This is a genomic window from Stutzerimonas balearica DSM 6083 (genome assembly GCF_000818015.1).
In the GTDB taxonomy this organism is placed as follows: domain Bacteria; phylum Pseudomonadota; class Gammaproteobacteria; order Pseudomonadales; family Pseudomonadaceae; genus Stutzerimonas; species Stutzerimonas balearica.
Window position 1 is genome coordinate 1,828,336 of sequence record NZ_CP007511.1, and the last position, 20,260, is coordinate 1,848,595.

Sequence of the window (20,260 nt, forward strand, 5' to 3'; positions counted from 1 at the left end):
GGCTCAATCCTTCAGGAAGGCTTTGAAGCGGAACAGTTCGGTCAGGCGGTAGCCGCGATAGCGACCCATCGCCAGCATGAAGCCCACCATGATCAGCAGCACCGCCGGGAAGGTGAAGATGAAGTAGGTCAGCTGCTCCAGGCTCATCAGCAGGTAGGCCAGCGTCGCCGCGATGATGGTACCTACGGCGACCTTGAACGCATGGCCGCCGCCACGCTCTTCCCAGGTGATCGACAGGCGTTCGATGGTCATGGTCAGGATCACCATCGGGAACAGTGCGACCGACAGGCCGCGCTCCAGGCCGAGCTTGTGGCTGAACAGGCTGATCACGGCGATCAGTACCACGACGAAGGTCAGCACGACCGACAGGCGAGGCAGCATCTGCAGCTTGAGGTGCTCCAGGTACGAGCGCAGCGACAGGCCCAGTGCGGTGATGATGGTGAACAGCACGATGCCGAAGCCGAGCTGGGTTTCGCGGAAGGCGAGGGCGATCAGTACCGGGGTGAAGGTGCCCAGCGTCTGCAGGCCACCGAGGTTACGCAGGATCAGGATCACCAGCACGCCAATCGGGATCATGATCATGATCTGGTAGGTCTGCTGCGTCTGCAGCGGCAGGCCGTAGAGCGAATATTCGAGGAAGTCCGCGTCGGTGTTCTCGTCGGTCAGTTTGGCCAGGCGAATGGCGTTCATCTCGCTGTTGTTCAGCGTGAAGGTAATCTGCGGATTGCGCCCGCCTTCGAGGTTCATCAGCGGGTCGTTGCCGGTCCACCAGACCAGGCGGTCCTTGGGCAGGCCCTGCTCGCCGGTTTCCGGGTTGAAATACAGCCAGCGGTCACCGTTGAAGCTGCGCAGCCAGAGTTCCGGCGTCTGTTGCTCCACACTCAGGCGAATGGTGTGGACGCGTTCCATCGGCACGTGGGCGATGGACAGCAACAGTTCGATGACGCTCGCCTTGTTCGCCGTGCTGGCGTCGCCGCCGAGCAACAGCTTGACGTTGTCGTCTTCGACATTGTTGACACGTTTGATGGCTTCGCTGATGAACGTCTCGACGTCGGCCGAGTGCTGGCGGATCGGCGAGAGCAGCGCTTCGGCAGCAATCTTCTCGGCGCCCTCTACCGGCAGGCTGTCACGGAAGATCGGGCCGGTGGCCTTGGTCTGCTCGCCGCTGTAGCGCTTGGTCAGCACCAGGCGGTAATAGAGGGTCTGCTTGCCACTGGCGCGGCGGGCCGACCAGGTGACGCGGCGGTTGCCGTCGACGCGGTTGACGCTGACGCCGTAGTTGTTGGAGATGAAGCTCTCGTTGAGGCTGACGAACTCCTGGTTCAGCGGCGGCACGAACATCTGCAGCTTGACCGGCTCGCGCGGGCTGGCGACGAACTCGACCTTGGCGTCGATGTTCCACAGATCGTCGGTCTCGTCTTCGGTGACGGGGATGCCGAGCACGAAGATTTGGTAAGCCGTGATCGAAATACCCAGTGCGACGAGCACGAAGATCAGGACTTTCAGATGCAGGGTGAGTGAGCGCATGGGTATTACTCGTCAGCGTCGGATTCGTTGATGCAGCCGGGCTTGCCGGCAATGTAGGTACGGCTCGGGTCGACCAGTGCACCGAAGCGGGTAAGCGCATCGGAACCAATCAGAATGGGGTATTGGAAAGCGCTTCGGTCCGTGAGGTTCACTTCGATGGTTCGGCGGACCTGTCCCATGCAGACATCGAGCTCGATGACAGGGCGCGCGGTGTAGGTCTTTTCTTCCTCTGGATCGAAATCGCCGGCACGACGCTTGATCTTGCTGATCCGAACCAGCGGACGCTCGATCGGGTGACTGTGTTCACTGTCCAGGCCCAGGTAGAAGCGCACCCAGGTCTTGCCATCCTTCTTGAATCGCTCGATATCGCGAGCGCTGAGCGATGCCGTCTGCGCGCCGGTGTCGAGCTTGGCTGCGATCTCGAGACCGAATTCGGGTATCTCCACATTCTCGTTCAGGCCATAGATCGCCGTCTCCGCTGCTTGGCTGGCGATCGGTATGGATAACAGGCAGAGCGAAAGAAAGAAGGCGTTGGCTCTCATAGGTCCGGATCAGGTCGGGTGCAATTGGAGTGACGGGGCCGCAAGTCGGTCCTGGCTGTGCCGAGCGCCAAGCGGCGCGTGGCAGCGAAGGGCTGGCATTCTAGCATGGCGTTTTGCGGGTGCGACATGCACACGCGAAGGCATTCGCCGGCGCTGTGGAAGCAGTAGGTCCAGGCGTACGACTTTAGTCAAATTGTCGACAATCTTCCTCTGGAAGGTTGACCGTGCCTCTCGTGGGGTCTACTTTTGCCCCATGCAAAACCTGAGTGTCGACAATGATGTTGGATAGTGTGGCTGCATCTCCTGCTTATGACGCCGATAGCGGCACCCTGGCCGAAAACGTTTTCCGGCGAATTCAGGCGGCCATCGTCAAAGGCGAAATCGCCCCGGGGAGCAAGATCTCCGAGCCGGAGCTCGCCAGGACCTACGGCATCAGCCGCGGGCCGTTGCGCGAGGCCATCCACCGGCTCGAAGGCCAGAAGTTGCTGGTTCGTGTTCCGCATGTCGGTGCGCGGGTGGTCTCGCTCAGCCATGCCGAGCTGATCGAACTCTACGAGATCCGTGAGTCGCTCGAAGGCATGGCCTGTCGTCTCGCGGCCGAGCGCATGAGCGAACTGGAGATCGGCGAGCTGCGTTCGGTGCTGCGTACGCACGAGCGCGACGAGGCGTTCCAGGCCGGAGTGGGCTATTACCAGCAGGAGGGTGATTTCGACTTCCATTACCGGATCATCCAGGGCAGCGGCAACCGAACGCTGGCCAAGCTGCTGTGCGACGAGCTCTATCAGCTGGTTCGCATGTATCGCATCCAGTTTTCGGCGACGCCGAACCGACCGCACCAGGCCTTTGCCGAGCATCACAGGATTCTCGATGCCATCGCCGATCGCGACGGCGAGCTGGCCGAGCTGCTGATGCGTCGGCATATCGCGGCTTCCAAACGCAACATTGAACGCCATTACCAGGCGACCCAAGAGCACAAGTCACCATCAAAGAGGGGCAACGCATGACTCTTCCAACTGCCGGCCAGCGCTTTCGTGACGCCGTGGCCAGTGAACATCCGCTGCAGGTAGTCGGCGCGATCAATGCCAACCACGCGCTGCTGGCCAAGCGTGCCGGCTTCAAGGCCATCTACCTCTCCGGTGGTGGTGTCGCGGCGGGCTCGCTGGGGCTGCCGGACCTGGGGATCACCGGCCTGGACGACGTGCTGACCGACGTGCGCCGGATCACCGACGTCTGCGACCTGCCGCTGCTGGTCGATGTCGACACCGGCTTCGGCTCCTCGGCCTTCAACGTGGCGCGTACCGTCAAGTCGATGATCAAGTTCGGCGCCGCGGCGATCCATATCGAGGACCAGGTCGGCGCCAAGCGCTGCGGCCACCGTCCGAACAAGGAGATCGTCTCGCAACAGGAGATGGTCGACCGCATCAAGGCCGCGGTCGATGCGCGTACCGACGACAGCTTCGTGATCATGGCGCGGACCGACGCGCTGGCGGTGGAAGGCCTGAACGCGGCGCTGGACCGTGCGGCCGCCTGCATCGAGGCCGGTGCCGACATGATCTTCCCTGAGGCGATCACCGAGCTGGCGATGTACAAGACCTTCGCCGATCGTGTGAAGGCGCCGATTCTGGCCAATATCACCGAGTTCGGCGCAACGCCGCTGTACACCACCGAAGAGCTGGCCAGCGTCGACGTGTCCCTGGTGCTCTATCCGCTGTCGGCGTTCCGCGCGATGAACAAGGCGGCCGAGAACGTATATACCGCGCTGCGCCGCGACGGAACCCAGAAGAACGTGATCGATACCATGCAGACCCGCATGGAGCTCTACGATCGCATCAACTATCACGCCTTCGAGCAGCATCTGGACGCCCTGTTCGCCCAGAAGAAAGGCTGAACCGAACCCCGCTGAGCAGTATCCAGCAAGATTCCTACAAAAAATCCAAGATGAGGAACGTAGCAATGGCAGAAGCAAAAGTACTCACCGGTGCAGGCCTGCGCGGCCAGATCGCTGGCCAGACCTCCCTTTCCACCGTCGGCAAGGAGGGGGCGGGTCTGACCTATCGTGGCTACGACGTGCGCGAGCTCGCCGAACACTGCCTGTTCGAGGAAGTCGCCTACCTGCTGCTGTACGGTGAGCTGCCGAACAAGGAACAACTGTCGGCCTATATGAAGAAACTGCAGGCCCAGCGCGACCTGCCGCAGGCGCTGAAGGAAGTGCTCGAGCGCATCCCGGCCAGCGCCCACCCGATGGACGTCATGCGCACCGGCTGCTCGATGCTCGGTAACCTCGAGCCGGAGGAGAGCTTCGAACAGCAGCGCGACAAGGCCGACCGTCTGCTCGGGGCGTTCCCGGCGATCATGGTGTACTGGTACCGCTACAGCCATGAAGGCGTGCGCATCAGCTGCACCAGCGACGAGGAGACCATCGGCGGCCACTTCCTGGCGCTGCTGCACGGCAAGAAGCCCAGCGAAACCCACGTGCGGGTGATGAACGTCTCGCTGATCCTCTACGCCGAGCACGAGTTCAACGCCTCCACCTTCACCGCGCGCGTTTGCGCTTCGACCCTGTCGGACCTGTTCTCCTGCGTGACCGGCGCCATCGGCTCGCTGCGTGGCCCGCTGCACGGCGGCGCCAACGAAGCGGCGATGGACATGATCGAGCAGTGGAAGAGTCCTGAGGAAGCCCGCGAAGGCATCCTCGGCATGCTGGCGCGCAAGGACAAGATCATGGGCTTCGGCCACGCGATCTACTCGGTGTCCGATCCGCGCAACGAGGTCATCAAGGTGTGGGCCAAGAAGTTGGCCGACGAGGTAGGCGACACCGTGCTCTATCCGGTTTCGGTGGCAGTCGACGAAACCATGTGGGAGCAGAAGAAACTGTTCCCCAACGCTGACTTCTACCATGCCTCGGCCTACCACTTCATGGGCATCCCGACCAAGCTGTTCACCCCGATCTTCGTCTGCTCGCGGGTGACCGGCTGGACGGCCCATGTGTTCGAGCAGCGCGCCAACAACCGCATCATCCGCCCGAGCGCCGAGTACGTCGGCGTCGAGCAGCGCAAGGTGGTGCCGCTCGCTCAGCGTTGATAAGTCGCAGGAGCGCCTTTGCGGCGCTCCTGCGCTTTACCGTCAATCCCGAAATTTTTCGATCGAGTCCCTAACGGCATGAACACCGACTATCGCAAATCCCTGCCCGGCACCCAGCTGGATTACTTCGATGTCCGCGCGGCGGTCGAGGATATCCAGCCCGGCGCCTACGACACCTTGCCCTACACCTCGCGCGTCCTGGCCGAGCAACTGGTGCGCCGTTGCGATCCGGCCATGCTGACCGACTCGCTCAAGCAGATCATCGAGCGCAAGCGCGACCTGGACTTTCCCTGGTATCCGGCGCGCGTGGTCTGTCACGACATTCTTGGCCAGACCGCACTGGTCGATCTGGCCGGCCTGCGCGATGCGATCGCCGAACAGGGCGGTGATCCGTCCAAGGTCAATCCGGTAGTACCGACCCAGCTGATCGTCGACCACTCGCTGGCCGTGGAAGCCGCGGGCTTCGACCCGGACGCGTTCGCCAAGAACCGCGCCATCGAGGATCGCCGCAACGAAGATCGCTTCCACTTCATCGAGTGGACCAAGACCGCGTTCAAGAACGTCGACGTGATCCCCGCCGGCAACGGGATCATGCACCAGATCAACCTGGAGAAGATGTCGCCGGTGATCCAGGCGCGAGGCGGCGTCGCATTCCCGGATACCTGCGTCGGTACCGACTCCCACACCCCGCACGTGGATGCGCTGGGTGTGATCGCGATCGGCGTCGGCGGTCTGGAAGCCGAAACCGTGATGCTCGGTCATCCGTCGATGATGCGCCTGCCCGATATCGTCGGTGTCAAGCTCACCGGCAAGCGTCAGCCCGGCATCACCGCCACCGACATCGTGCTCGCCCTGACCGAGTTCCTGCGCAAGGAACGCGTGGTGGGTGCCTACGTCGAGTTCTTCGGCGAAGGCGCTGACAGCCTGTCGATCGGCGATCGCGCGACCATTTCCAACATGTGCCCCGAATACGGTGCCACCGCGGCGATGTTCTACATCGACGGTCAGACCATCGACTACCTCAAGCTGACCGGTCGTGAGCCGGAACAGGTGGCGCTGGTCGAGCAGTACGCCAAGCAGACCGGGCTGTGGGCTTCGGCGCTGGAGTCGGCCGAATACGAGCGTGTGCTCGAATTCGATCTGTCGTCGGTCGTGCGTAACATGGCCGGCCCGTCGAACCCGCACCGCCGCCTGCCGACCTCTGCACTGCACGAGAGGGGCATCGCCGACGAAGCCAAGCTGGCCGCCGCCCGTGCCGAAGAGGCCGAGGGCCTGCTGCCGGACGGCGCGGTGATCATCGCCGCAATCACCAGCTGCACCAACACCTCCAACCCGCGCAACGTGGTCGCCGCCGGCCTGCTGGCGAAGAAGGCCAACGAGCTGGGGCTGGCACGCAAACCCTGGGTCAAGACGTCGTTTGCGCCGGGCTCCAAGGTCGCCAAGTTGTACCTGGAGGAAGCCGGCCTGCTGACCGAGTTGGAAAAGCTCGGTTTCGGCATCGTCGCCTACGCCTGCACCACCTGTAACGGCATGTCCGGCGCGCTGGATCCGAAGATCCAGCAGGAAATCATCGACCGTGACCTGTATGCCACGGCGGTGCTGTCCGGCAACCGCAACTTCGACGGCCGCATCCATCCGTATGCCAAGCAGGCCTTCCTGGCCTCGCCGCCGCTGGTGGTCGCCTATGCCATCGCTGGCACCGTGCGTTTCGATATCGAGCAGGACGTGCTGGGTACCGACCGCAACGGCAACCCGATCACCCTCAAGGACCTGTGGCCGTCCGACGAGGAGATCGACGCCATCGTGGCCTCCAGCGTGAAGCCGGAGCAGTTCAAGCAGATCTACATTCCGATGTTCGATCTGGGCGCGGTCGAGGAAGCCAAGAGCCCGCTGTACGACTGGCGCCCGATGTCCACCTACATTCGCCGACCGCCGTACTGGGAAGGTGCTCTGGCCGGCGAGCGTACGCTCAAGGGCATGCGCCCGCTGGCCGTGCTGGGCGACAACATCACCACCGACCACCTGTCGCCATCCAACGCGATCCTGCCGGACTCGGCGGCGGGCGAGTATCTGGCGAAGATGGGCCTGCCCGAGGAGGACTTCAACTCCTACGCCACTCACCGCGGCGACCACCTGACCGCTCAACGTGCCACGTTCGCCAACCCGAAGCTGCTCAATGAAATGTGCCGCGACGAGGCGGGCGAAGTGATCCAGGGCTCGCTGGCGCGCGTCGAGCCGGAGGGCCAGGTGATGCGCATGTGGGAAGCCATCGAAACCTACATGAATCGCAAGCAGAACCTGATCATCGTCGCCGGGGCCGATTATGGGCAGGGCAGCTCGCGTGACTGGGCGGCCAAGGGGGTGCGTCTGGCCGGCGTGGAGGTGATCGTCGCCGAAGGCTTCGAGCGCATTCACCGTACCAATCTGATCGGCATGGGCGTGCTGCCGGTGGAGTTCAAGCCGGGCACTACGCGCCTGACGCTGGGCCTCGACGGTACCGAGACCTACGACATCGAGGGCGATCTGTCGCCGCGCTGCGATCTGACTCTGGTCATCCATCGCACGAATGGCGAGGTAGCCCGCGTGCCGGTGACCTGCCGTCTCGACACCGCTGCCGAGGTCAGCGTTTACCAGGCTGGCGGCGTGCTGCAGCGCTTCGCCAAGGACTTCCTCGGCCAGGCCTGAGCCCGATCGACGCTCCGCCCGCCTGAGGCAGGCGGAGCGTCGGTATTCGCATTCCTTGCCGTGTCGCCCTGGCGGCGCGGCTTCATGAGGAGCAAGTTCCCATGGCTCACGTAGCCCAGACCAAGATTCCGGCCACCTACATGCGTGGCGGTACCAGCAAGGGCGTGTTCTTCCGCCTGCACGATCTGCCCGAGCGCTGTCAGGTGCCGGGTGAAGCCCGCGACCGGCTGTTCATGCGAGTGATCGGCAGCCCCGATCCCTACGGCGCACAGATCGACGGCATGGGCGGCGCCACTTCGTCGACCTCCAAATGCGTGATCCTGTCCAAGAGCGAGCGACCGGAACATGACGTCGAATACCTCTACGGCCAGGTTTCGATCGACAAGCCGTTCGTCGATTGGAGCGGCAATTGCGGCAACCTGTCCACTGCAGCCGGAGCCTTCGCCATTCACGCCGGGCTGGTCGACCCAGCGCGCATCCCCGACAACGGAACCTGCGTGGTGCGTATCTGGCAGGCCAACATCGGCAAGACCATCATTGCCCACGTGCCGATCACTGACGGCGAGGTTCAGGAAACCGGCGACTTCGAACTCGATGGCGTGACCTTTCCGTCTGCCGAAATCGTGCTGGAGTTTCTCGACCCGTCCGACGACGGCGAAGAAGGCGGTTCGATGTTCCCCACCGGCAACCTGGTTGACGAACTGGAAGTGCCCGGTATCGGCACCTTCAAGGCAACCATGATCACTGCCGGCATTCCCACGGTGTTCGTCAACGCCGAGGATATCGGCTACCAGGGCACCGAGCTGCGTGAAGACATCAATGGCGATCCGGCGCAGCTCGCGCGCTTCGAGCAGATTCGTGTGGCAGGTGCGTTGCGCATGGGGCTGATCAAGACGGCCGAAGAAGCGCTGACCCGCCAGCACACGCCGAAGGTCGCCTTTGTCTCGCCGCCCAAGAGCTATCGCGCCTCAAGCGGCAAGACCATCGAGGCGGGCGAGGTTGACTTGCTCGTACGCGCGCTGTCGATGGGCAAGCTGCACCACGCGATGATGGGGACTTGTGCGGTGGCGATCGGCACCGCGGCGGCGGTTCCCGGGACGCTGGTCAACCTGGCCGCGGGCGGCGGTGAGCGCGAGTCGGTGCGCTTCGGGCATCCGTCGGGAACGCTGCGGGTCGGTGCAGAGGCGAAACAGGTAAACGGTGAGTGGACCGTGACCAAGGCGATCATGAGCCGTAGTGCGCGCATGCTGATGGAAGGGGCCGTGCGCGTACCGGGCGATAGTTTCTGATCGCGCCCCCCGGGTCAGACAACAAAAAGTCCGCACGAAGCGGACTTTTTGTTGTCTAGCGAAGCGGCAATTATTTGAGGCGACGCTCCACGCCTTTCTCGACCAGGATCTTTGCCGAGATTTCCTCGACCGAGAAATGCGTGGAGTTGATGTAGGCGATGTTCTCGCGGCGGAACAGGTTCTCGACTTCGCGGACCTCGAACTCGCACTGGGCGAAGCTGGCGTAGCGGCTGTTGGGCTTGCGTTCGTTGCGGATCGCGGCGAGGCGGTCGGGGTCGATGGTCAGGCCGAACAGTTTGTCCTTGTACTGCTTGAGCGCGGTCGGCAACTGAAGACGTTCCATGTCTTCTTCGGTCAGCGGGTAGTTGGCCGCGCGGATGCCATACTGCATCGCCATGTACAGGCAGGTAGGCGTTTTGCCGCAGCGCGATACACCGACCAGGATGAGGTCGGCCTTGTCGTAGTAGCGGGTGCGGGCGCCGTCATCGTTGTCGAGCGCGAAGTTGACCGCCTCGATGCGCTCCATGTAGTTGGTGTTGTGACTGATGGAGTGGGACTTGCCAACCGAATAGGACGAGCGCGACATGAGTTCGTGCTCGAGTGGAGCGAGGAACGACGAGAAGATGTCGATCATGAAGCCATTGGATTCGGCGAGAATGTCGCGGATTTCCTGGTTGACCAGCGTGTCGAAAATGATCGGCCGAGCGCCGTCCTTTTCCGCTGCATTATTGATTTGCTGTACCATTGCCCGCGCTTTTTCCGCGGTATCGATGTACGGGCGCGTGAGTTTGGTGAAGCTGATGTTCTCGAACTGCGCCAACAGACTCTGGCCAAGCGTTTCGGCTGTGATACCGGTACCGTCGGAAATGAAGAAAGCGGTTCGTTTCATGTACCCAGGGCCTTAGTCAGGAACGGTTCTCAGCTGTATGATTGGCCCGTTTTGGCGGGCTGGATTGGCGGGCATTGTCACTTATTTCGCAGGGCCAGGCCACCGCCACACGGAGTGGTTCCGGTTGGGTTTTCAACACAAAGTGGAGAGATCACCTTGGTAGAGTACGTAGTTTCCCTCGATAAGCTCGGCAATCACGATGTTGAGCGGGTAGGGGGCAAGAACGCCTCCCTGGGCGAGATGATCAGCAACCTCGCCGGTGCCGGGGTCAGCGTACCGGGCGGTTTCGCCACCACTGCCCAGGCCTATCGTGACTTTCTCGAGCAGAGCGGCCTGAACGACCGTATCCACGAAGTGCTCGATTCGCTGGACGTCGACGACGTAAACGCATTGGCCAAGGCCGGTGCACAGATCCGCCAGTGGGTCATGGACGCCGAATTCCCCGCTCAGCTCGATGCGGACATCCGCAAGGCCTTCGCCGAAATGGCCAACGGCAATGACAACATGGCGGTTGCCGTGCGGTCGTCTGCCACCGCCGAAGACCTGCCGGACGCCTCCTTTGCCGGCCAGCAGGAGACGTTCCTCAACATCCGTGGTGTCGACAACGTGATTCGCGCGGCCAAGGAAGTCTTCGCCTCGCTGTTCAACGACCGCGCCATCGCCTACCGCGTGCACCAGGGCTTCGACCACAAGCTCGTCGCGTTGTCCGCCGGCGTGCAGCGCATGGTGCGTTCGGAAACCGGCACTGCCGGCGTGATGTTCACGCTGGACACCGAATCGGGCTTCCGTGACGTGGTGTTCGTCACCGGCGCCTACGGCCTGGGTGAGACCGTGGTACAGGGCGCCGTCAACCCGGACGAGTTCTACGTGCACAAGCAGACCCTGGAAGCCGGTCGTCCGGCGATCCTGCGTCGCAACCTCGGCAGCAAGGCGATCAAGATGGTCTATGGCGATGAAGCCAAGGCCGGCAAATCGGTCAAGACCGTCGAGGTCGACGCCGCCGACCGCGCGCGTTTCTGCCTGACCGACGAGGAGGTCACCAACCTCGCCAAGCAGGCAATGATCATCGAAAAGCACTACGGTCGCCCGATGGACATCGAGTGGGCCAAGGACGGTGACGACGGCAAGCTGTACATCGTCCAGGCGCGCCCGGAAACGGTGAAGAGCCGCAGCAGTGCCAACGTCATGGAACGTTACCTGCTGAAGGAGAAGGGCACCGTACTGGTCGAAGGCCGCGCCATCGGTCAGCGCATCGGCGCCGGCCCGGTGAAGGTCATTCACGATGTCAGCGAGATGGACAAGGTCCAGCCGGGCGACGTGCTGGTCTCCGACATGACCGACCCGGACTGGGAACCGGTGATGAAGCGCGCCAGCGCAATCGTCACCAACCGCGGCGGACGTACCTGCCACGCAGCGATCATCGCTCGTGAGCTGGGGATCCCGGCTGTCGTCGGCTGCGGTAATGCCACCGAGCTGCTGCAAGACGGCCAGCGCGTGACCGTTTCCTGCGCCGAGGGCGACACCGGCCTGATCTTCGACGGCGAGCTGGGCTTCGACATCCGCCAGAACTCCATCGACGCCATGCCGGATCTGCCGTTCAAGATCATGATGAACGTCGGTAACCCGGACCGTGCCTTCGACTTCGCGCACCTGCCCAACGAGGGTGTTGGCCTGGCGCGCCTGGAATTCATCATCAACCGCATGATCGGCGTGCACCCCAAGGCCCTGCTGAACTTCGACGGCCTGCCGGCCGATGTGAAGAACAGCGTCGAGAAGCGCATCGCCGGCTATGGCGATCCGGTCGACTTCTATGTCGAGAAGCTGGTCGAGGGGGTCAGCACCCTGGCCGCGGCGTTCTGGCCGAAGAAAGTCATCGTGCGCCTGTCGGACTTCAAGTCCAACGAGTACGCCAACCTGATCGGTGGCAAGCTCTACGAGCCGGAAGAAGAGAACCCGATGCTCGGTTTCCGCGGAGCTTCGCGTTACATCAGCGATTCCTTCCGCGATTGCTTCGAGCTCGAGTGCCGGGCGATGAAGAAGGTCCGCGACGTGATGGGCCTGACCAACGTCGAACTGATGGTGCCCTTCGTGCGCACCCTCGGTGAGGCTTCCCAGGTCGTCGATCTGCTCGCTCAGTACGGCCTCAAGCGCGGCGAAAACGGCCTGCGCGTGATCATGATGTGCGAACTGCCGTCCAACGCATTGCTGGCCGACGAGTTCCTCGAGTATTTCGACGGCTTCTCCATCGGCTCGAACGACATGACCCAGCTGACCCTTGGCCTGGATCGTGACTCGGGAATCATTGCGCACTTGTTCGACGAGCGTAATCCGGCCGTCAAGAAGCTCCTGGCCAACGCCATCCAGGCATGCAACAAGGCCGGCAAGTACATCGGCATCTGCGGCCAGGGCCCATCCGATCATCCGGACCTGGCCAAATGGCTGATGGAGCAGGGGATCGAAAGCGTCTCGCTGAATCCGGATTCGGTGCTCGACACCTGGTTCTTCCTCGCCGAAGGCAATATCTGAGCGTGATCCAACAGGGCGGTTTTTCCGCCCTGTTTTTTATCTGGGCGAGTGGAGTACGGCAGGCGTGACGGCCCCAGCCGTACCCGAGCCGACATGGGCTTTACCCGCAAAAGGAGCTTTTCATGCAATACGTCACCCCTGATCTGTGCGATGCCTATCCGGAGCTCGTCCAGGTCGTCGAGCCGATCTTCAGCAACTTCGGCGGCCGTGATTCGTTCGGCGGCCAGATCGTCACCATCAAGTGCTTCGAGGACAACTCGCTGGTCAAGGAGCAGGTCGAGGTAGATGGCACTGGCAAGGTGCTGGTTGTCGATGGCGGTGGCTCGCTGCGTCGTGCCTTGCTAGGCGACATGCTCGCCGAGAAGGCTGCCCGCAACGGCTGGGAGGGCCTGGTGATCTACGGCTGTGTACGCGACGTCGACGTGCTGGCGCAGACCGAGCTCGGCGTGCAAGCGCTGGCCAGCCATCCGATGAAGACCGACAAGCGTGGCATCGGCGACCTCAACGTGCCTGTGACCTTCTGCGGCGTCACTTTCCGCCCCGGCGAATATGTCTACGCCGATAACAACGGCATCATCGTTTCGCCCGAAGCGCTGAAAATGCCCGAGTGAGCGACGGGCAGTTCATGATATCGGCCCGGCTTCGCCGGGCTTTTTGTATCTAGGGGGCAACTCGGGTGGTGCAGGACGATTCACAAGGCTTGGTGCACGCTTTCGTACTCGATGGTTGTGGCGGCGCGCGCTCGATTGGCTTTTCCCAGCTTGCGGAGCCTTTGGCCGAGGGCGAAAGCCTCTGGCTGCACTGGGATCGAAGTCATCCGCAGGCGCAGCGCTGGTTGCGCGAACGCAGCGGGCTGAACGAGTTCGCCTGTGACGTGCTGCTCGAGGAGAACACGCGGCCGCGACTGCTGCCGCTGGCGGGCGAGCAGATGCTGCTCTTCTTGCGTGGCGTCAACCTCAATCCCGACGCAGCGCCCGAGGACATGATCTCGCTGCGAATATTTGCCGACCGGCAGCGGGTCATTTCACTGCGTCTGCGTCCGCTGCGCTCGACCGAAGCGGTGATTCGCCTGCTGGAGGAAGGGCACGGGCCACGCACCGCGTCGGAGGTGCTGGTCTATCTCGCCGATGCGATGACCGATCACGTCGATGGGCTGGTCGAGGAGTTCGCCGAACTGGTCGACGTCGAGGAAGAGCGGCTCGAGCTCGATGAGCGTTACCGGCCGGAGCATGACAGCATGCTCTCGCTGCGCCGTCGCGCGGCGGGGCTGCGGCGCTTTCTGCTGCCGCAGCGGGAGATCTACGCACAGTTGGCGCGCAACCGGCTGAGCTGGTTCGTCGAGGACGATGCCGATTACTGGAACGAGCTGAGCAACCGGCTGGTGCGCTATCTCGAGGAACTCGATCTGGTGCGAGAGCGCGTCAACCTGGTGCTCGAGGCCGAGCAGCGACGCCTCAGCGAACGAATGAACCGGACCATGTATCTTTTGGGTATCATTACCGGCTTCTTTTTGCCGATGAGCTTTCTGACGGGCTTGTTGGGCATCAACGTCGGGGGGCTGCCGGGGGCCGAGAATCCCTATGGGTTCGCCTTCGCCTGCGGGGTGATTGCCCTTATCGCCGTGTTCCAGTGGTGGGTATTCCGGCGGTTGCGCTGGCTGTAAATGTGACCAAAGTGGCAGGCCAGCCGTCTAGCCGACATATCCTGCGAGGTGTTCATGCGCGATCCCTTCGAAGAGTCGCTGCGCGACCTGCTCAACCAATCTTCTGCTCACGATGAGAGCGCCAGTCTTGGCCGGGTACTCAAGACCGCCAATCGGCAGGTTGGCGCAGGGGATCTCTTCAGCCTGCTGGGCCACTGCCTGCAAGCCCTGATGATCGCGATCAACAGCGGCTCGGGTAATGTCGCGCCTGTGACCCGCCGGCGTTCTCCCAGTTCTTCTTTCGATAAGGTCGACTGATCATGGAATTCGATCCCTGGACTCAAAGCCTGCTGTCTGCCATGAGCTCCCTTTGGGGCTCGGTCGCGGCCTTCATTCCACGCCTGTTTGGCGCCCTGGTGGTCGTGCTGCTGGGCTTCGTGGTTGCCAAGCTGCTCGATACCCTGCTTTCCAAGGTGCTGGCGAAGATAGGCCTTGACCGCCTTATGGCCGGTACGGGCCTGACCAAGCTGCTGGGGCGCGCCGGCATCCGCGTGCCGGTCTCGACGCTGGTCGGCAAGATCGTCTACTGGTTCGTGCTGCTCATCTTTCTCGTCTCGGCTGCCGAATCACTCGGCCTGGAGCGGGTCTCTGCAACACTCGACGTTCTGGCGCTCTATGTGCCCAAGGTGTTGGGCGCAGCGCTGATTCTTCTGGTCGGCATGCTCCTCGCGCAGCTGGTCAGCGGTCTGGTTCGAGGGGCTGCTGAAGGGGTCGGCCTGGACTACGCGCATGGTCTGGCTCGAATCGCACAGGGGTTGGTGATCATCATCGGCATCTCCGTCGCGATCGGTCAGCTGGAGGTCAAGACCGAGCTGCTCAACTACGTCATCGCTATCGTCTTGATCACCGTGGGGCTGGCGGTTGCGCTAGCGCTCGGCCTGGGCAGCCGCGAGCTGGTGGGGCAGATACTCGCTGGCATCTATGTTCGTGAGCTTTACGAGGTGGGGCAGCGGATCCGCCTTGCCGAACTGGAGGGCGAAATCGAAGAGATCGGTACGGTCAAGACGCTGGTCTTGCTCGATGATGGCGAGCTGGCCTCGATTCCCAATCGAACCTTGCTGGAGCAGCGAGTAGGCAGTCGCTGACACGGTTCTCTGGTAGAATATGTCGCCATTTTCCTGCACCCGATTGGCGACCCTGGCGGACTGCCGGCTCGAAGTGTCTTGACTAAAACCCATACGACAGCCACACGCTATAACCCGCGCGAGCTCACCGATGAAGAGTTGGTCGAGCGCGCGCGCGTTGAGCTGTTTCATATAACGCGCGCGTACGAAGAGTTGATGCGCCGGTATCAGCGGACGCTGTTCAATGTCTGCGCGCGTTATCTGGGAAATGATCGAGATGCCGACGACGTCTGTCAGGAGGTGATGCTCAAAGTGCTTTATGGGCTGAAGACTTTCGAAGGTAAATCGAAATTCAAGACATGGCTCTATAGCATCACTTACAACGAGTGTATTACCCAATACCGTAAGGAGCGACGCAAGCGGCGCTTGCTCGATGCGCTCAGTCTTGACCCGATCGAGGAGGCGTCTGAGGAAAAGGCGCCCAAACTCGAGGAAAAGGGCGGCCTCGATCGATGGCTTGTCCACGTCAATCCCATAGATCGCGAAATCCTGGTTCTGCGCTTCGTTGCCGAACTCGAGTTCCAGGAAATCGCCGACATCATGCATATGGGGCTGAGCGCAACGAAGATGCGCTATAAGCGCGCATTGGATAAGTTGCGGCAGAATTTTTCAGACTCTCCCGAAACTTAGCCTTTTTTTGCTGTCTTATTCACTAGCGAACAGCTTGGGTATATGACAGCCGGTCTCCTTAGATTGTTCTGACGCTAACCACCAGATGGGGATTTACGGATGAAATTGAAAAACACCTTGGGCGTAGTCATTGGCTCGATCGTAGCCGCCACCTCTTTCAATGCGCTTGCCCAGGGGCAGGGCGCGGTCGAAGTGGAAGGTTTCGGCAAGCACTATTTCTCCGACAGCTCGCGCGACTTCGAGGACGAGGGCGAGCTGTACGGTGCGGGCGTTAGTTACTTCCTCACCGATGACGTTTCGCTGGGGCTGTCCTATGGCGAATACCACGACCTGACCTCCGACGAGCCGGTCAACGGTAGCCACAAGGACATCAAGGGCAACCTGACTTCGCTCGATGCCACTTATCACTTCGGTCAGCCGGGCGTAGGTCTGCGTCCCTACGTGTCGGCTGGCATGGCTCACCAGAGCATCGGCCAGGCCGCTCGCAGCGGTCGTGACCACAGCACCTTCGCCAACGTCGGTGCCGGCCTGAAGTACTACTTCACCGAGAACCTGTTCGCCAAGGCAAGCGTTGACGGTATGCACAATATCGATGCCGGCGACAGCGAGTGGATGGCTGGTGTGGGTGTCGGCCTGAACTTCGGTGGTGGTGCGCGTCAACAGGTAGCGGCCGTGGAGCCGACGCCGGAGCCGGCTCCGGCCCCGATCGTAGATACCGAGCCGGAACCCGAGCCGGAAGTGGTGCGCGTCGAGCTGGACGTGAAGTTTGATTTCGACAAGTCGCGCGTGCGTGAAGAAAGCTACGCCGACATCAAGAACCTCGCCGATTTCATGCAGCAGTATCCGCAGACTTCCACCACTGTTGAAGGTCACACCGACTCGGTCGGTACTGATCAGTACAACCAGCGTCTGTCCGAGCGTCGTGCTCAGGCGGTGCGTGAAGTGCTGGTCAACCAGTACGGCGTGGAAGGCAATCGTGTAGATTCCGTCGGTTACGGCGAGTCCCGTCCGGTTGCTGACAACTCCACCGAGGAAGGCCGTCAGATCAACCGTCGCGTCGAGGCTGAAGTCGAGGCCCAGGTCCAGTAAGGACTGACCCTCGCTAGCGCCTGGCTCCCTGCCAGGCAGCAGCCCAGAACAATGCCCGCATCCTCGGATACGGGCATTTTCGTATCTGCAATCTGCCATTTGGTTTTCGCGGCGCGCGGCCGCTGTTGGCGCTGTCGATAGACGAAAAAAAGCCCTGCGGCAGGGTTTCCTGCGCAGGGCTTATCACTCAGGTGGATCGCCCTGCTAGTGCAGGGCAATTACCTCAGACTTCTACAACGGCGATCTTCGCCTTCTCTGCAGCTTCGCGGAACTCGGCGATCTGGTCGAAGGACAGGTAGCGATAGATGTCGGCAGCCATGCTGTCGATATTCTTCGCGTACTCCATGTACTCCTCGACGGTCGGCAGCTTACCGATGATCGACGCGACAGCCGCCAGCTCGGCCGAAGCCAGGTAGACGTTGGTCGCGTCGCCCAGGCGGTTCGGGAAGTTACGAGTCGACGTCGACACAACGGTTGCACCGGTCTGTACGCGGGCCTGGTTACCCATGCACAGCGAGCAGCCCGGCATTTCCATGCGTGCGCCGGCCTTGCCGTAGATGCCGTAATAGCCTTCCTCGACGAGCTGATGCTGGTCCATCTTGGTCGGCGGAGCCAGCCACAGGCGAGTCGGAATGCCGCCCTTGACCTTGTCCAGCAGCTTACCGGCAGCGCGGAAGTGGCCGATGTTGGTCATGCACGAGCCGATAAACACTTCATCGATCTTGTCACCAGCAACAGTCGACAGCAGGCGTGCGTCGTCCGGATCGTTCGGCGCGCAGAGGATCGGCTCCTTGACTTCGGCCAGGTCGATTTCGATTACCGCGGCATACTCGGCGTCGGCGTCGGCGGACAGCAGCTCCGGCTTGGCGAGCCAGGCTTCCATGGCCTGAGCGCGGCGCTCCAGGGTGCGTGCGTCGCCATAGCCTTCGCTGATCATCCAGCGCAGCATGGTGATGTTCGAGCGCAGGTACTCGGCGATCGACTCTTCCGGCAGTTTGATGGTGCAGCCAGCGGCGGAGCGCTCGGCGGAGGCGTCGGACAGCTCGAATGCCTGCTCGACGGTCAGGTTGTTCAGGCCTTCGATCTCGAGAATGCGGCCGGAGAAGATGTTCTTCTTGCCCTTCTTCTCAACGGTCAGCAGACCCTGCTGGATGGCGTAGTAGGGGATGGCATGGACCAGGTCGCGCAGAGTGATACCCGGCTGCAGCTTGCCCTTGAAACGCACCAGCACGGATTCCGGCATGTCCAGCGGCATGACGCCAGTGGCAGCGGCGAAAGCTACCAGGCCCGAGCCAGCCGGGAAGGAGATGCCGATCGGGAAGCGGGTGTGCGAGTCACCACCGGTACCCACGGTATCCGGCAGCAGCATGCGGTTCAGCCAGCTGTGGATGATGCCGTCGCCCGGACGCAGGGATACACCGCCGCGGGTCATGATGAAGTCCGGCAGGGTGTGGTGGGTGGTGACGTCGATCGGCTTCGGATAGGCCGCGGTGTGGCAGAAGGACTGCATCACCAGGTCGGCGGAGAAGCCCAGGCACGCCAGGTCCTTCAGCTCGTCACGGGTCATCGGGCCGGTGGTGTCCTGGGAGCCGACGGTGGTCATCTTCGGTTCGCAGTAGGTGCCCGGACGCACGCCCTGGCCTTCCGGCAGGCCGCAGGCACGGCCGACCATCTTCTGCGCCAGGGTGAAGCCCTTGCCGCTGTCGGCCGGAGCCTGCGGCTTCTTGAACAGGGTCGACGGAGCCAGGCCCAGCTCGGCACGCGCCTTCTCGGTCAGGCCGCGGCCGATGATCAGCGGGATGCGGCCGCCAGCGCGGACTTCGTCCAGCAGCACGTCGGTCTTCAGCTGGAAGGTGGTGACCAGCTCGTCGCTGCCATGACGGCGCACTTCGCCCTTCATCGGGTAGACGTCGATGACGTCGCCCATGGCCAGGTTGGTGCAGTCGAATTCGATCGGCAGGGCGCCGGCGTCTTCCATGGTGTTGTAGAAGATCGGGGCGATCTTGGTGCCGAAGCAGAAACCACCGGCACGCTTGTTCGGTACATAGGGGATGTCGTCGCCGAAGAACCACAGCACCGAGTTGGTAGCGGACTTCCGGGAAGAGCCGGTACCGACCACGTCACCGACGTAGGCAACCGGGAAACCCTTGGCCTTGACTTCTTCGATCTGCTTCAGCGGGCCGACGACGCCAGGCTGGACCGGCTCGATGCCGTCGCGGGCCATCTTCAGCATCGCCAGGGCGTGCAGCGGGATATCGGGGCGCGACCAGGCGTCCGGAGCGGGGGACAGGTCATCGGTATTGGTTTCGCCCGGAACCTTGAACACGGTCAGGGTGACTTTTTCCGGAACGGCCGGCTTGGCCAGGAACCACTCGCCTTCGGCCCAGGACTGCATGACGGCCTTGGCGGCTTCGTTACCGCTCTTGGCGCGCTCGGCCACATCGTGGAACGCGTCGAACATCAGCAGCGTGTGCTTGAGCTGCTCTGCGGCGGTATTGGCGAGTTCTGCGTTGTCCAGCAGCTCGACCAGCGTGGCGATGTTGTAGCCGCCCTGCATGGTGCCGAGCAGTTCGACGGCGCGCTGCTTGGAGATCAGCGGGGAGCTGGCTTCGCCCTTGGCGACAGCGGTCAGGAAGCCGGCCTTGACGTAGGCGGCTTCGTCAACGCCAGCGGGGACGCGGTTGGTGATCAGGTCGACCAGGAAATCTTCTTCGCCGGCGGGCGGGTTCTTCAGCAGCTCGACCAGGCCAGCGGTTTGCTCGGCATTCAGCGGCTGGGGCACGACGCCCTGGGCGGCACGCTCTTCTACGTGTTTGCGATAGGCTTCAAGCACAGTTTTTACCCTCATCATTGGTCCCTTGGGTGTCTCGGGACGCGCATCCGGAAGCTGTTTTCAAAGTTTTACGTGCTTGGCGAGCCGGACGGCAGGAGGGGGGTCTGCGCATCCGGCCCAGCGGCCGCATGAACTGTGCTCGTGACGCTTTGAAAACAGCTTCTTGTGGACTATGGCGCCTAAAACGGCGGAGGGATTCTAAAGGAACGGGCCGGCAAAGTTAAGTCGAAAGCCCGTGGCGCGGCGTTCTGCGAGAATGCCAGTGGTTTTTTTGTCGCGCTGCTCCAGCCCAGCGATGATGCGGATTGCGCTGTATTTCGGGCCTCCTGCCAATACCTTGGCA

General features: G+C 62.3%; 16 protein-coding genes. 12 read left to right on the forward strand and 4 right to left on the reverse strand.

Annotation, left to right across the window (positions count from 1 at the left end; all coding sequences use genetic code 11):
* Positions 1 to 3: 3 nt before the first annotated feature.
* Positions 4 to 1,527: an osmotic stress tolerance membrane protein RloB gene (gene rloB, locus CL52_RS08435; protein WP_041105411.1), complete on the reverse strand. Its 1,524-nt coding sequence runs from the start codon at positions 1,525 to 1,527 to the stop codon at positions 4 to 6.
* 5 nt (positions 1,528 to 1,532) lie between these two features.
* On the reverse strand, positions 1,533 to 2,069 hold the full coding sequence (gene rloA, locus CL52_RS08440; protein ID WP_041105412.1) for a retropepsin-like aspartic peptidase RloA: 537 nt from the start codon (positions 2,067 to 2,069) through the stop codon (positions 1,533 to 1,535).
* Positions 2,070 to 2,347: 278 nt separating this feature from the next.
* On the opposite strand from rloA, the gene CL52_RS08445 reads away from it, so the two are divergent.
* The 5 genes from CL52_RS08445 (at position 2,348) to prpF (ending at position 9,124) form a co-directional block, all read left to right on the forward strand.
* Positions 2,348 to 3,073, forward strand: coding sequence for a GntR family transcriptional regulator (locus tag CL52_RS08445; RefSeq protein WP_043223023.1), 726 nt, complete (start codon positions 2,348 to 2,350; stop codon positions 3,071 to 3,073).
* Positions 3,070 to 3,957, forward strand: a complete 888-nt coding sequence (gene prpB, locus CL52_RS08450) for a methylisocitrate lyase (protein WP_041105413.1) — start codon at positions 3,070 to 3,072, stop codon at positions 3,955 to 3,957. Before CL52_RS08445 ends, prpB begins: the two co-directional genes overlap by 4 nt.
* Positions 3,958 to 4,022: 65 nt before the next feature.
* Positions 4,023 to 5,150: a bifunctional 2-methylcitrate synthase/citrate synthase gene (gene prpC, locus CL52_RS08455; protein WP_043219818.1), complete on the forward strand. Its 1,128-nt coding sequence runs from the start codon at positions 4,023 to 4,025 to the stop codon at positions 5,148 to 5,150.
* A gap of 78 nt (positions 5,151 to 5,228) precedes the next feature.
* The gene (gene acnD / locus CL52_RS08460) at positions 5,229 to 7,835 is read left to right on the forward strand and encodes a Fe/S-dependent 2-methylisocitrate dehydratase AcnD (protein ID WP_041105416.1); all 2,607 of its coding nucleotides are present in this window, start codon (positions 5,229 to 5,231) and stop codon (positions 7,833 to 7,835) included.
* A gap of 101 nt (positions 7,836 to 7,936) precedes the next feature.
* A complete protein-coding gene (gene prpF / locus CL52_RS08465) occupies positions 7,937 to 9,124 on the forward strand; it encodes a 2-methylaconitate cis-trans isomerase PrpF (RefSeq protein WP_043219822.1) in 1,188 nt (395 codons plus the stop codon).
* A 70-nt stretch (positions 9,125 to 9,194) separates the two neighbouring features.
* On the opposite strand, the gene ppsR is transcribed toward prpF, so the two are convergent.
* Positions 9,195 to 10,013: a posphoenolpyruvate synthetase regulatory kinase/phosphorylase PpsR gene (gene ppsR, locus CL52_RS08470; RefSeq protein WP_041105419.1), complete on the reverse strand. Its 819-nt coding sequence runs from the start codon at positions 10,011 to 10,013 to the stop codon at positions 9,195 to 9,197.
* 156 nt (positions 10,014 to 10,169) lie between these two features.
* On the opposite strand from ppsR, the gene ppsA reads away from it, so the two are divergent.
* The 7 genes from ppsA (at position 10,170) to CL52_RS08505 (ending at position 17,084) form a co-directional block, all read left to right on the forward strand.
* On the forward strand, positions 10,170 to 12,539 hold the full coding sequence (gene ppsA, locus CL52_RS08475; protein ID WP_041105420.1) for a phosphoenolpyruvate synthase: 2,370 nt from the start codon (positions 10,170 to 10,172) through the stop codon (positions 12,537 to 12,539).
* Between the two features lie 122 nt (positions 12,540 to 12,661).
* Positions 12,662 to 13,150, forward strand: a complete 489-nt coding sequence (gene rraA, locus CL52_RS08480; RefSeq protein ID WP_041105421.1) for a ribonuclease E activity regulator RraA — start codon at positions 12,662 to 12,664, stop codon at positions 13,148 to 13,150.
* 92 nt (positions 13,151 to 13,242) lie between these two features.
* The gene (gene cmaX / locus CL52_RS08485) at positions 13,243 to 14,202 is read left to right on the forward strand and encodes a divalent cation transporter CmaX (protein WP_224109782.1); all 960 of its coding nucleotides are present in this window, start codon (positions 13,243 to 13,245) and stop codon (positions 14,200 to 14,202) included.
* Positions 14,203 to 14,256: 54 nt separating this feature from the next.
* Positions 14,257 to 14,499, forward strand: a complete 243-nt coding sequence (locus CL52_RS08490) for a hypothetical protein (RefSeq protein ID WP_043219827.1) — start codon at positions 14,257 to 14,259, stop codon at positions 14,497 to 14,499.
* Between the two features lie 2 nt (positions 14,500 to 14,501).
* Positions 14,502 to 15,326, forward strand: a complete 825-nt coding sequence (locus CL52_RS08495) for a mechanosensitive ion channel family protein (protein ID WP_041105424.1) — start codon at positions 14,502 to 14,504, stop codon at positions 15,324 to 15,326.
* 78 nt (positions 15,327 to 15,404) lie between these two features.
* Positions 15,405 to 15,995 (forward strand): RNA polymerase sigma factor SigX, encoded by a 591-nt coding sequence (gene sigX, locus CL52_RS08500; protein ID WP_041105425.1) that lies wholly within the window; start codon positions 15,405 to 15,407, stop codon positions 15,993 to 15,995.
* 99 nt (positions 15,996 to 16,094) lie between these two features.
* Positions 16,095 to 17,084, forward strand: coding sequence for an OmpA family protein (locus CL52_RS08505; RefSeq protein WP_043219830.1), 990 nt, complete (start codon positions 16,095 to 16,097; stop codon positions 17,082 to 17,084).
* Positions 17,085 to 17,307: 223 nt separating this feature from the next.
* Here CL52_RS08505 and acnB read toward each other — a convergent pair whose 3' ends face one another.
* On the reverse strand, positions 17,308 to 19,917 hold the full coding sequence (gene acnB, locus CL52_RS08510) for a bifunctional aconitate hydratase 2/2-methylisocitrate dehydratase (protein ID WP_043219833.1): 2,610 nt from the start codon (positions 19,915 to 19,917) through the stop codon (positions 17,308 to 17,310).
* Positions 19,918 to 20,260 lie beyond the last annotated feature (343 nt).

Excerpts from the sequence above, each read along its gene's own strand:
- rloB (WP_041105411.1), bottom strand. The coding sequence starts at position 1,527 with ATGCGCTCACTCACCCTGCATCTGAAAGTCCTGATCTTCGTGCTCGTC.
- rloA (WP_041105412.1), bottom strand. The coding sequence starts at position 2,069 with ATGAGAGCCAACGCCTTCTTTCTTTCGCTCTGCCTGTTATCCATACCG.
- CL52_RS08445 (WP_043223023.1), top strand. The coding sequence starts at position 2,348 with ATGTTGGATAGTGTGGCTGCATCTCCTGCTTATGACGCCGATAGCGGC.
- prpB (WP_041105413.1), top strand. The coding sequence starts at position 3,070 with ATGACTCTTCCAACTGCCGGCCAGCGCTTTCGTGACGCCGTGGCCAGT.
- prpC (WP_043219818.1), top strand. The coding sequence starts at position 4,023 with ATGGCAGAAGCAAAAGTACTCACCGGTGCAGGCCTGCGCGGCCAGATC.
- acnD (WP_041105416.1), top strand. The coding sequence starts at position 5,229 with ATGAACACCGACTATCGCAAATCCCTGCCCGGCACCCAGCTGGATTAC.
- prpF (WP_043219822.1), top strand. The coding sequence starts at position 7,937 with ATGGCTCACGTAGCCCAGACCAAGATTCCGGCCACCTACATGCGTGGC.
- ppsR (WP_041105419.1), bottom strand. The coding sequence starts at position 10,013 with ATGAAACGAACCGCTTTCTTCATTTCCGACGGTACCGGTATCACAGCC.
- rraA (WP_041105421.1), top strand. The coding sequence starts at position 12,662 with ATGCAATACGTCACCCCTGATCTGTGCGATGCCTATCCGGAGCTCGTC.
- CL52_RS08490 (WP_043219827.1), top strand. The coding sequence starts at position 14,257 with ATGCGCGATCCCTTCGAAGAGTCGCTGCGCGACCTGCTCAACCAATCT.
- CL52_RS08495 (WP_041105424.1), top strand. The coding sequence starts at position 14,502 with ATGGAATTCGATCCCTGGACTCAAAGCCTGCTGTCTGCCATGAGCTCC.
- CL52_RS08505 (WP_043219830.1), top strand. The coding sequence starts at position 16,095 with ATGAAATTGAAAAACACCTTGGGCGTAGTCATTGGCTCGATCGTAGCC.